Raw genomic sequence first — 12,327 nt, forward strand, 5'->3', positions numbered from 1 at the left:
AGGCTGCCATTTTGGCAGCCTATTTTTTCATCTTTATATAAGTTTGTTTACTTGTTAGTTTTGGTGATATGCAACTTCCCAAAGTCTCTAGGCCCATATCTCCTATCCTGTAGATTGATATCTTCTCCCTGAAATTATTAGAAGTAAACTGATCACCGCTAGTATCTATATCCATCATGTGGTTAAATACCGTCTTATCCTCAAGATAGTCTATAAAATCCATGGATGGATAATACATTATGATATCAATGGGTCTTTTGAATTCCTCATAGGACCCTATAATATTGTTTACTACATTTATAAATATCATCTTGTTGAATGGGTTAAAAAAGAAGAACTTGTTTTCAAACCTAGATATTGCATATCTTTCTGCATAGTCATTTACAAAGAATATCTTGGTCTTGTCAGCATTTTTCTTAGCCTTTAAACCATCAAACAAGTTTGACTTTTTTGTTTGGCAAGCCTTGTATGATTTGTAGTTACTTATTGACTTGTCGTGAAATTCAGTAACTAGTTCTACACCAGTAACTCCTGCACCTGTAAAACAATTTAAAAAGAAGGCTACCCTACCCTTACCTGACCCAAAATCGACTATGTGGTCTTGGTCTGATATCTCATAGCTATCCAATAGCTTCTCTAAGACCTCATAGGGCGTTGGTTCATACCTATTGTAGAGTTTGCAGCTATCCATACGGGTCTCTGCCCTCTTTGTATCTATAGACAAGAATTTTTCATAATAAATCTCTTTCATAATAATTCCTCTTACAAGAACTTTTTCTTAACTAGATATATAGTTGACACGACACATATAAGGGCTGTAATAACATTTACTATCAAAAATCCAAGTGGATGACTAGAAAAAGGTATACCGCCAACGTTCATACCGAATAGACCGGATATGATAGTTGGAACTGCCATTATAATAGTGATTATAGTCAAGTTTGTCATAACAGTATTCTGGTTGTTGGATATTATAGCAGAGAAGGCATCCATAATCCTACTAAGGATATCTCCATACATCTTTGACATCTGAAGTGCCTGCTTATTCTCTATAATAACATCTTCTAATAAGTCATTATCTTCTTCATAGTGCTTTATAATATTTTGTTTCACTATCCTATCTAGGGTAGCTTCATTGGCTGTGAGCGACGTAGAGAAATATACCAAAGACTTCTCCAATTGTAGCAACTGGTTTAGCTCTTTATTTTTCATTGATGAGTAAATTTCATGCTCTATTGCATTAGTTCTCTTGTTGATCCTTCTTAGGTATAGTAGGTAGTAAGATGCGTTTCTATACAAAATCTGAAGTATAAACCTTGTTTTCATAAATGTATAAAACTCCTTAACGTGACCTACTATAAAGTCATTGATTATCCTAGACTGCTTGGAGCACACAGTTAAAATACAATTCTTAGTAAGAATTATACCTATAGGTATAGTTATATAATTTGATGCCTCTGTATCAGACATATCGAAAGGTATATCTATTATAAGCATTGTATAATTTTCATCATATTCTATTCTTGAAGACTCTTCATCGTCTAGGGCAGCTGATAGTATGTCTACTTCGATATCAAGTAAGTTTGCCATATCATCTATCTCATTTGATGTAGGTTCAGATATGTTAATCCAACACTCAGGTTCAAAATCATTTATTCTTTCTAGTTTTAGATTAACTGTCTTGTAGTATCTTATCATACTATCACCTCCTAACTTGTAATTTATATATCAAGGTCTTCCACTTCACCTTGGTCTACAGCCATCCTAACTTCTTTTGGCTTAATATATTGTGTTATATCCTCTTGTATATCTATAATGTATAGAGGTTCTACATCTTCTTTTAATTCTTCATACATCAATGGGCTGACCTTAAAGTCTGTCATAAGAAGGTGATCATCTATAAAGTTTAATATTTTTATATCATTAGACAGTTCACTCGTGTTCTCGTAACTAATATTGGAAAGAGCCTTAAACATATCCATAGATTTTCTATAGTAAAAGGCTGCCAAAAAGTACTCGCATCTCTTATTGCCGTATTCTGTACCCAATTTTAGGTATCTCTCTGCTTTATCGTATTCATATAGTCTAAACAGGAGTTGGGCAAGATTGTACATGGATTCAGTACATTTTAGGTTAGCTGCTTTCTCATAGTATTCTATGGCCTTTTTAGGGTCTTTAAAAAAGTTGTCGTACATGACTCCCATAGTATTTAAAGCATATATATTGTTGAGTTGGGCAGGTCCTTCTAAGTACCTTTTTGCCTCTTCATAGTTTGCCTCAAGGAAGAACAACCTTCCTGCATATAACTTGGCTATATCATGGCCGTGTTCAGCTGCAATCTGATAGTATCTGATTGCTCCTTTTGGGTTGCCGGTCCTTTCATATATAGTAGCTAGTTTAAAACAAGACTCCAAATCACCATTATCTGCTGCTTTTTTATACCAATTAGTCATGTTATCTATGTCATTCTTTTTTTCATAGATATTTGCAAGTTTGATTTGGCATGATATAGAATCAGGTATCATCTTATAGTAGTTAAGGGCAAGATCATATTCTTTTAACGCCCTACACAAGTCACCCATGTTTTCAGCTGAATTATAACAACCATCTTTTATAGCTTCCTTATAGTATTTTCCAGCCTCTTTGAAGTTTTTGTCTTCAAAAAGTATTCCAGCTAGGTTGTTTTTTGCCTCTTTGACGCCATCATCCGCAGCTTGTTTATAGTATATTCTAGCATTGTCTGTATCATTGTTCCTGTTATATAGGTTGGCCAACCTGTATTTTGCAAGGGTAAAGTCCTGTGCAACTGCCAACTCATAGTAGTGGATAGCATCAGATTCTTTTTTCTTCTTGTCTAATATGTAGGCTAATCTATATTGGGCAATGGCATTTCCTTCCTCAGCAGCTATTGTGTACACTTTCTCTGCCTCGTTAAAATTGTCGCCTAGTTCTAATAAAATACCTAAGTTTATACAAGCATTGATATGTTTCTTCTTAGTCAGTCTCTTGTATAGTTCCATAGCCCTATCATAGTTGCTCCTGTCCATTTCAATGACTGCCATGTTGTATATAGCATCCTCATCAGAAGCCTCAACACCCTTATTGTACATGGATTCAGACATTTCTTCCTTGTCTAGCTCATGGTTTAGTAATCCTAGGTTGAAATAGGATTTTGAAAATCCTTCGCCTGCCGCCTCAGTAAGTATCTTCTCAGACATCTCATAGTCTTCAAGAATATAGAAGATCACTCCTAGGTTGTTCTTAGCAGCAAGTATGCCCCTTTGAGATGCCAACTCATACCAATACAGGGCTGTATCATATATCTCATTGTTATAGTACATATTTCCGAGGTTAAATGCAGCGTAATCTATACCACTATTAAAGGCCAACTTATACCAGTTTTCAGCCTTTTCTATTTCACCCACACTATCATAGAGTTGACCAAGTATCAACTGAGCCTTGTCATAACCAGCTTCTGCTGCTTCGACAAACTTCTCTACTGCCAACTCTGATTTACCTATTTTTTCATAAAAATTCCCTTTAAGAAAATCTACTTTCGGGTTTTGCGACATGATTTCACCTCTTTGCACATAATAACTCATATTTTATTTTACAACAAAGACTGACAAGTGTCAATGAAAGACGCGACCTTGACAGTGATGGATTTTAAAAAGTGGTACCCATTTTACAATTGGATACCACTTATATTAGTTTTGATATGGAGAAAGCGAATAGTAAGTAGCGAGTATATAAGCAACCTGACTATTCACTGGTTCAACTCTTACGTCACCATTCACCCTTCTAAATGTATAATTGTATAGGTCCTTAAAGTCCTTACCCATACCATAGCTAGCTTTATAGGCTCTGATTATTTCTATATCCTTTTTTATAGCATGGCTCTGTGAAGACATCAATCTATTGTATTCTATCTTATCAGTTACTTTCAACCCCTCTGAAAGTGATTCCAACATAGAAATATAAGCTGAATATCTCAACTTTTGATCAGGAGAATTGATTAGGGCGAGATATGAATAAAACTCTGCCTCATCCTCTTTTACAACTCCTCTTTGGTATGCCATGTACTTGCCTAATATAAATGGCTGATATAAAGATGGTAGCTCGTTACTTACACTCACCTCATTTGTCAACATATAGTACCTAGCATCAAGCCCCATGATATTAAATACTGGCGACTTGATAGAGTACTTAGGTAGGCAGTAATGACCACCTAAGATAGGGAATTGGTCTGATATAATACTGTATCCCTGACTGATCTGAGCTGATATATCCCTTATGTCCCAGCTGGAATTGTCCGAATCACCAGCATCACTATTGGTATTTAAAAGTTCTTTTGTCTCAACAGCCTTTGACTCTATATACTTGTAAACTTCGACCCTTTTGGCATTGTCAGCATTTACCTTGACCTCTGTTGAATACTTGTGATTGTATTTTTCTATTAACGATGTCGATAGGTCTGGTATATGATAATTAAGTCCAGCAAGTAAAACATATATGAACATAGATACACATATGACATTTACACTGCCCCAGAACAGCCTATAGATATATGTGATCCATTTTTTGGGTCTTACTATATTCTTGATAAAGTTTATTATTGCCAATAAAATAAATATGATGATAACTACAGTTACTATATCCCCAACTGGAACAGATATCTTATCAAATATCAGACTTAGTTTTTCTCTAAAAAATCTGTTTATAACATTTGTATAAATCAATTCGGTTGCCTTGTTATACCTCGATGCCAACCCTATAAAAAACACCGACACTATAAATAGCATAATAGGTCCGATCTTAAATTTAAACATTTCCTCACCCCCAGCATGATATATTATAACACAATTTTAATCTGTTATGTATACAAAATATCCATATCTGGTCTTCTTACAATACGTTTGTAATCTAGCTGAAATTGGTCTATAAGTGAGTCATCTCCATTGATAAGTTCTTCCTTCTCTTTCTTGGAAAATCTATTTTTTATAAGGGCCTCAAGTCTCATAGCATCAGACTTTGAGTATAACTCTATATATAGTTCCAAGCTCTTCACTTTTTTATTTCGGGTATATTTGGCTCCCTTTCCATCCTTATGCTTTTTGTACCTATTGGCAATATCCGTTGTATATCCACAGTAGAGGGACCCATCCTCACACCTTATTAGATATGTGAACATATATTATCCCCTACAAAATCCCTTAGGACCAATAAAGCTTTTATGTCTATTGGGCTATTTGAATCCATTATCTGTCTAGCTTCTTCTCTTGTAACCAAAATGGTATCTATATCTTCACTGATTTCCTGGTAGTCTTTGGATATATTCCCTCTCACCTTTCCGTATACTATGGCTAGTGATTCATCTGACATACCAACGGAAGCGTATGAATTCTCAACGGTAAGGTCTTTGTTAATGTCATATAAATCAAGACCTGTCTCTTCCTTCATCTCCCTTATTGCAGACTCATATATGTCTTCATCCTTGTCTATTAAACCAGCAGGCAAAGAATATATATAGTCATTTATTGGGACCCTATATTCTTTTATAAGGACTAGTCTATCGGTATCTGCTTGCTTGTTCATACCTACAATTAATACTGCATCAGCACCGAACTCCCTATCTTTGTTTAATAAATCTGTGTAATCTTTTTTGTTTTTTCTTGAGGCTACAATCCATTTTTTGTCCTGGTTTAGTTTATTTTTATACATCACCTCGTATACATTCAGAAACTTAGATTTATATCTAACTTCAATTAATTTAATTCTATTTTCATTTTTACTATAAAAACTCATATGTTTTGCTTAAACTCCTTTACTTTCACTTAATTATGCTATATAATATATTTAATAAAACAGGTAAATGTTTTCAAAAATTCAACATAGAGATTTGTTTAAGGGGGGTGTAATTATGTTGAACGCTAGAAAAAGAAGACCTTTGAGTTTCAGTGAATTTATTGATGAACATATGAATGAGTTTGTAGAACTTGATTCATATCTATCAAGAAAAAAACTTTATGGTGTAATTTCGGACGTAGACGATTTGTCACTTACCCTAACTCATACTTCAAAAAACTCTACGATTGAAGGAGCAGATGAAAACCATAACTTATATATTCCTATAAATTCAATAAAATCAATAAAGAAACTTTAGTTACAACTAATGACTAGCCAAGATAAACTTAGCTAGTCATTTTTTATTTTTATTTACTTTATCAGTGCTTATTTACCAAACATTGACATACTGTATTTCCTCTTGTAGTTCTCAACCTTTTTAGTCATAGCAACTACTTCTTCTTTTAGGCCTGGGCTAAGTGACTTGATACCATTGTTTGTAATGTCTATCACTTCTGCTGACATAGGTAACTCACCTAATAGGTCTAGGTCGTATTCCTTCAAGAAGCTGTCCAAGTTGTCATCCTTGAATATTCTTATCTTTTCATCACATGATGGACATGGAACGTAGCTCATATTTTCAACCAATCCAATAACTGGTATATCCATCTGCTTGGCCATGTTAATAGCCTTTGCAACTATCATAGACACTAGGTTCTGAGGTATAGATACCATAACTATTCCTGTAAGTCTTATAGACTGCATTACTGTAAGGGCAACATCACCTGTTCCAGGAGGCATATCAATTAATAGGTAGTCTAAATCTCCCCATACTGTGTCATTGTAGAACTGCTGAACAGCTCCACCTACCATTGGCCCCCTCCATATAACTGGAGCCTCTTCTTCATCTATCAAAAGGTTTAGTGATACTACCTTTATGCCTGACTGAGACATAACTGGAACTATAAAATCACCATCTGAATATGCCTTAGCATCACCCATATTAAGTAACTTTGGAATACTTGGACCAGTTATATCTGCATCAAGTATTCCTACAGTGTGGCCATTTTCAACTAACTGCTGGGCTAAGAGTGTTGTCACAGTTGACTTACCAACTCCACCCTTGCCACTCATAACGCCTATAACCTTTTTGATATTGTTGTTAGGCTTATTTGTTGAATCACCTATTGCTCTATTTTCTTCTGTCATTTTAAAACCTCCAAAAAATTTATTAATTTATATTAGGGCTAGTAATTTATTTTTTACGGCCTCGGATGCAAATGAAGATTTAACAGCATTTACATATAGGTTTTTATACCCATTTTTGTCCAAATTCAACATATCAAAAACTATTGATAATTCTTTACTTAAGTTGGTATTTGATACCCTTGTATTGTCGGTATTAAAGGATACGTTAATTCCTTCTTTATAATAGTCAATAAAAGGGTGGGCATCCATTCTTTCTACTGTAGAGGTCTGTATATTACTAGTTGGACAGATTTCCAATAAAATTCCCCTATCTATTACTATACCATATGCATTAGAATTGTCAAAAATTCTTACACCATGACCTATCCTCTCAGCTCCTAAGAGTTCTATAGAATCTGCAACATTTTGTCCAGAAGCAGCTTCGCCCGCATGTATGGTAATCCTATAGCCATATGATTTTGCCAATTTCATAGCATCTATAAACTTGTGAGCAAAGCCTTCACATTCTGGTCCAGCAAGATCTACTCCTACAACACCTTTACCTATAAATTTTTTCCCAGCTTCTATGGTTTCTATTGCCTGGTCCTGGGATAAGTTCTTCATACAGCAAAGTATTATATTTCCATATATAGGATAATCCTCTGTAGCCCTGTCCATACCTCTTTTTACTGCCCCTATGACATCAGCTAGGGATAGGCCTTTTTGAGTATGCAGTACAGGTGCAAATCTCAGTTCTAAGTATACCAACCCATCATTATAGGCATCTTCAAAAAATTCATAGGTAAACCTTTCAAGGGCCTGACTTGTCTGCATAAGTTTTATAGGTAGATCAAAGCACTTCAGATAATCTACTAAAGAAGCTTCTTTTTCCTTGGCGGTAAGTCTAGACTCAATGTCCTTATAATCACCTATGTCAATACCTTGTTTTCTTGCTTCATCAATTACAGATTCGACCCTCAAAGACCCATCTAGGTGTCTATGTAAGTCTATTTTTGGCAATTTTTTTATATCTATATTATCTCTACTAAGCACATTATCCTCCATTTAAAAATATTCTATAAGAAAAAAGCCCCAAATGGGGCTTTAACTTATATATGTCCCTGCATTCTGTTCATCTCTTCAACTATGTTCTTTGAGTGGTCAGAAATTCTCTCAAGGTTTGAAATTATATCTAAGAAGTATATACCTGCTTCAACAGAACAAGATTCTTCGTGCAACCTTGCCATATGTGAGTTTCTAGCACTTTGTTCAAGTAGGTCTACCTTCTTTTCTCTTTGAGCTACTGTCTCAGCCAGCTCAAGATTGTTTGTTTTAATTGCTGTTATAGAGTCATAGAAGTTATTTGATGCTATATCAAATATTAGATCTAACTCCTTTATAGCTTCTTCTGAAAATACTACATTTTTATCAGACAATTCCTGTGAAATCTCTGCTATATTCTCAGCGTGATCACCGACTCTTTCTATATCGTTAACTATATGAAACAAGACATCAGTCTTTATCCTTTCAGCGTCACTAAGGTTTCTAGTAGTTAATTTAAATAAGAAATTAGTTATATCGTACTGTAAAGAATTAACTATTTGCTCGTAGTCAAATGATTTTGATCTTAGTTCATCACTTCCAGACTTTATTGAGTCGTAGGCGTAATTAAGAGACCTTGTAGATCTACTAGCCATTCTAATTATTTCATCCACTGTATTTGATAGGGCTATTGAAGGTGTTTCAAGCATTCTATCATCAAGGAACTTAGTAGTTGCTAGCTTTTCATCCTCATCCTCTTCGTTTAGTGGAACAAGTTTATAGGCAAGTTTGACTATATAATTACTAAACGGAAGAAGTATCACTACATTCACTAGGTTAAATAGTGTATGAGCATTGGCTATCTGTCTTGGAACATTAGTAGGGTCTACATTCTCAACTATTCTAATTATAGGTCTTGAAAGTACAACTATGAATAGTATTGTACCTATAACATTGAAACATAAATGCATAAGAGCAGTTCTCTTAGAGTTTCTGCTAGCACCTATAGTAGATAAAAGTGATGTAACACAAGTACCAATATTATCACCGTATAGAACAGGTAGAGCAGCTGTAATTGGTAACACACCTTGTGACGCAAGAACTATCAATATACCTATTGAAGCACTTGACGACTGTATAGTACCTGTAATCATAAAACCGGCCAAGACACCAAGAAGTGGGTTCCTACTCAAATACAACATGGCATTGTGTACTGACTGCATCTCTGATACTGGAGCTGCTGCTGCCTTCATAAAGTTCATACCAACGAAAAGTATACCAAAACCTATCAAGATTTCGCTAAAATTCTTTACTGTAGTGTTCTTTGAAAATAACCAAAATAAAACACCTATACCGATAGCTATCGGAGCATACTTTTCAATACTAAAAGATACAAGTTGGGCTGTAACAGTAGTACCGATATTGGCACCCATTATAATACCTATGGCTTGTTTTAATGTCATAATTCCAGCATTTACAAATCCAACTGTCATAACTGTAGTAGCACTTGAAGACTGTATGATTCCAGTAACAACTGCACCAACCAAGACTCCCATTATCCTATTGGTAGTCAACATTTCAATAATTTTTTTAAGTTTATCACCGGCTGCCTTTTGTAAACCATCTCCCATTACGTTCATACCGTAAAGGAACATACCCAGACCAGCAATCAAAGATATTGCTATCTCCATTTCTTCACCTCTCCTAATCGATTTGCTTATAAGGCATTCCTCAAATTTGCATGGCTATATATTAAGCTACATACCACAATACCCTACAGCTAATATAATATCACGAATTGTAAAAAAAATGTTAAGATAAGGTTAAATTTAACATCATCTTAACATAATTTCATATATTGAGCTCGACTAGATAAATAAACTAAACACCGAATTTAATTTTGTTAAAAAGTATGTTCATGGCCATCTTGTCGTCTAGCAATGGTTTGATAAAATATTCATTTTTCTGTAACTGACCTACATTCATATATCCCCTATTAGAAATATTTATCCTCCTTAGGTCTTCCTTGTATTCTCTATGATTTTTAGTTATTATTCCTATTCTTCCCTTGGCTTCGTATATCCTAAAATAATCACCAAGACTCTTTTCTTCACCTTTTTCTTCAAGTATGCCTTCTGTGTTGTCTATAACCTCTCTTAGGTCTAAGTAGCCTCTTTCATATACCTTTGGGTCTATGCCGTATGGGAGCAGTTCAACTAGCCTGATATCTATATCATTAGATATAGACAACTTCATAAAATCAAGCAACTCGTCATCATTAAAGCCCTTTATTGCTGTACAGTTTATCTTTACTTTTACATCTGCTGACCTACAAGCATCAATAGACAAAAATACTTCCTTAAGGTTGGCCCCCTGCATCAAGGCCTGGTACCTATACTCTTTTAGGGAGTCTATGGATAAATTTACATTTGTAAGACCCTTAGCCTTAAGGTCTAATACTCTAGTACCAAGTCCAAGTCCATTAGTAGTAATGCCTATATCTTCAATACCGGACTTGTTTGCATATTCTATAAGTTGGTCCAAACCCCTGTATTCAAGTGGTTCACCACCCACAAACTTTATTTTTTTGAGCCCTCTTTTAGCAAAGAAATCAATCGATTTTTTGTAGTCATCTAGCTTCATGGCTTGACTATCCTGATCAATAATATTTGCTTCTATAGTAGGTTTTAAATAAATTGGTTTGTGGCTATTCTCCTCGGTTAATATCAATCTTAGATATGATAAAGCCTCTTTCATTTTGTTCACTTCCTTTACAATACTCTTATTTGAATATTTTTATCAAAGAATCTTCCATAGTTTTGGATATTATCCTTCTTTGCTCCATGTAATCATAGTAAGTATCAAATTCATAACATACATACTCTAGACCTTCTGATGCTAGCTTGTTTATCCTACTAATATTATAGTCATAAAATATTTCGATACGTCCAACCTCTAGGATCATTTTATATATGCACTTGTACATATCATCTATAATCCTATTGCTGTATTCACCAAACCTATCGACTATATTTATGATACTCTCTATATTTATAAGAGACTTCTTGTAAAAACTCAAGAAATTCTTAAAGTCATCCGTATTTGAATCAGGTTCAAGTTCAAATAGTATTCTAAAGAATAAATTCCATGTCACTTCACTATTCATCTTCTCTATAAATATTGCTGACACATCAGAGAAAAACTCATCCTCAAATTTAAGGTCCTCATCTATTTCAAGTGTTGCATTAAAGTCTATGTCCTTATTTATAAAGCCGTTTATCTTCCTGTATTCCTCTGTCATAAAGGCACTTAGGGAGTCCGGATGTTTCTCATACTTATTCATAGAATAACTAAGGATGGTCTCACAAGGCTTCTTGAAGTCTATCTTAAATGAAAGCTGGTTTTCCATCTTGACAGTAATAGCGTCATATAAAAATTTAGCAAATAGGGAATGTATCTCATCTTTGCTAGTATTCTTATCTACACTGTTTCCAGACTTGAAATTATCGTATATATTTAGTAGCTGGTCATCTATCATTGTAAGATTATTCTTTATAGATGACATCATATCCTTCAAAAATTTATCTTCTAACAAGTAGGTAGAATTTTTATATATAATTTTGTGTTCAATTTCACTCCAAAAGACATTTACAAGTGATTTAATCTGGAGTTCAAACTTGATTTTCCTATTCAAGAATGTATACTCACCGTCAATCTTGTAGATTTCAAACCCATTTTTTTGTCTTAGGGGCTGCCTATCAAACATATATAGCAGGATATTCTTGTTTGCCTTTGAATAGAAAAACTTACCATCATCAGTCATGTTGAATAACTTTTTAATTCGCATAAATATTTCTTTTTCATCCTTAACAAACTTGCACTCGATCCTAACACCTATAAGGTCAGGTATATCAGATATAAGATCTTTGGCCCTATCATAGTCTACCATATATCTATTTCTAATTATTTTTTCTTTTAAACTACTTTCAGACTTGATTCTGGAGCTAACGGCTATTAACTGGCCATCCTTAATTGGGAGTGATCCAAAATACCTTACCAACTCATCTTCTATAACCTCAAGGGCTGGTGTTTGCTCCTTTAACAAGGAAATAGCATCATCAATAAATTCAAATTCTTTTAGACTCATACTGTCCTCCACGCACTCTCATTAAGTTAATTATACCACAAATTTATAAAGCTATATAGTTAATCAACAAAAAAACTGACTAGCAAGGTTAGGTATAACCTTACTAG

At 34.3% G+C, this 12,327-nt stretch carries 12 protein-coding genes; 1 reads left to right on the forward strand and 11 read right to left on the reverse strand.

Annotation, left to right across the window (positions count from 1 at the left end; genetic code table 11):
- Positions 1 to 19: 19 nt before the first annotated feature.
- The 6 genes from HMPREF0631_RS09275 to HMPREF0631_RS09300 form a co-directional block, all read right to left on the reverse strand.
- Positions 20 to 751, reverse strand: a complete 732-nt coding sequence (locus HMPREF0631_RS09275; RefSeq protein WP_002844721.1) for a hypothetical protein — start codon at positions 749 to 751, stop codon at positions 20 to 22.
- A gap of 11 nt (positions 752 to 762) precedes the next feature.
- Positions 763 to 1,698 (reverse strand): magnesium transporter CorA family protein, encoded by a 936-nt coding sequence (locus HMPREF0631_RS09280; RefSeq protein ID WP_002844690.1) that lies wholly within the window; start codon positions 1,696 to 1,698, stop codon positions 763 to 765.
- Between the two features lie 23 nt (positions 1,699 to 1,721).
- Positions 1,722 to 3,572 (reverse strand): SEL1-like repeat protein, encoded by a 1,851-nt coding sequence (locus HMPREF0631_RS09285; RefSeq protein ID WP_002844700.1) that lies wholly within the window; start codon positions 3,570 to 3,572, stop codon positions 1,722 to 1,724.
- Positions 3,573 to 3,707: 135 nt separating this feature from the next.
- Complete coding sequence (locus tag HMPREF0631_RS09290) at positions 3,708 to 4,829, reverse strand: DUF3810 family protein (RefSeq protein ID WP_002844724.1); 1,122 nt, start codon at positions 4,827 to 4,829, stop codon at positions 3,708 to 3,710.
- Positions 4,830 to 4,873: 44 nt separating this feature from the next.
- Positions 4,874 to 5,191 (reverse strand): GIY-YIG nuclease family protein, encoded by a 318-nt coding sequence (locus tag HMPREF0631_RS09295; RefSeq protein ID WP_002844738.1) that lies wholly within the window; start codon positions 5,189 to 5,191, stop codon positions 4,874 to 4,876.
- Entirely contained in the window at positions 5,176 to 5,805 is a 630-nt protein-coding gene (locus HMPREF0631_RS09300; protein WP_002844701.1) for an NUDIX hydrolase, read from the reverse strand. The genes HMPREF0631_RS09295 and HMPREF0631_RS09300 overlap by 16 nt, the downstream gene beginning before the upstream one ends.
- 115 nt (positions 5,806 to 5,920) lie before the next feature.
- Between HMPREF0631_RS09300 and HMPREF0631_RS09305 the strand changes: the two genes are divergently transcribed.
- A complete protein-coding gene (locus HMPREF0631_RS09305; protein WP_002844707.1) occupies positions 5,921 to 6,163 on the forward strand; it encodes a hypothetical protein in 243 nt (80 codons plus the stop codon).
- Positions 6,164 to 6,231: 68 nt separating this feature from the next.
- Here HMPREF0631_RS09305 and HMPREF0631_RS09310 read toward each other — a convergent pair whose 3' ends face one another.
- The 5 genes from HMPREF0631_RS09310 to HMPREF0631_RS09330 all read right to left on the reverse strand — a co-directional run bounded on the left by HMPREF0631_RS09310 (position 6,232) and on the right by HMPREF0631_RS09330 (position 12,220).
- Entirely contained in the window at positions 6,232 to 7,053 is an 822-nt protein-coding gene (locus HMPREF0631_RS09310) for an Mrp/NBP35 family ATP-binding protein (RefSeq protein ID WP_002844695.1), read from the reverse strand.
- Between the two features lie 27 nt (positions 7,054 to 7,080).
- Positions 7,081 to 8,085 (reverse strand): adenosine deaminase, encoded by a 1,005-nt coding sequence (gene add / locus HMPREF0631_RS09315; RefSeq protein WP_002844678.1) that lies wholly within the window; start codon positions 8,083 to 8,085, stop codon positions 7,081 to 7,083.
- Positions 8,086 to 8,141: 56 nt separating this feature from the next.
- On the reverse strand, positions 8,142 to 9,764 hold the full coding sequence (locus tag HMPREF0631_RS09320; protein WP_002844727.1) for a Na/Pi cotransporter family protein: 1,623 nt from the start codon (positions 9,762 to 9,764) through the stop codon (positions 8,142 to 8,144).
- Between the two features lie 190 nt (positions 9,765 to 9,954).
- Positions 9,955 to 10,830 (reverse strand): radical SAM protein, encoded by an 876-nt coding sequence (locus HMPREF0631_RS09325; RefSeq protein WP_002845591.1) that lies wholly within the window; start codon positions 10,828 to 10,830, stop codon positions 9,955 to 9,957.
- 25 nt (positions 10,831 to 10,855) lie between these two features.
- Positions 10,856 to 12,220, reverse strand: coding sequence for a GTP pyrophosphokinase (locus HMPREF0631_RS09330; protein ID WP_002844710.1), 1,365 nt, complete (start codon positions 12,218 to 12,220; stop codon positions 10,856 to 10,858).
- Positions 12,221 to 12,327 lie beyond the last annotated feature (107 nt).

The organism is Peptostreptococcus anaerobius 653-L, from assembly GCF_000178095.1.
In the GTDB taxonomy this organism is placed as follows: Bacteria; Bacillota; Clostridia; order Peptostreptococcales; family Peptostreptococcaceae; genus Peptostreptococcus; species Peptostreptococcus anaerobius.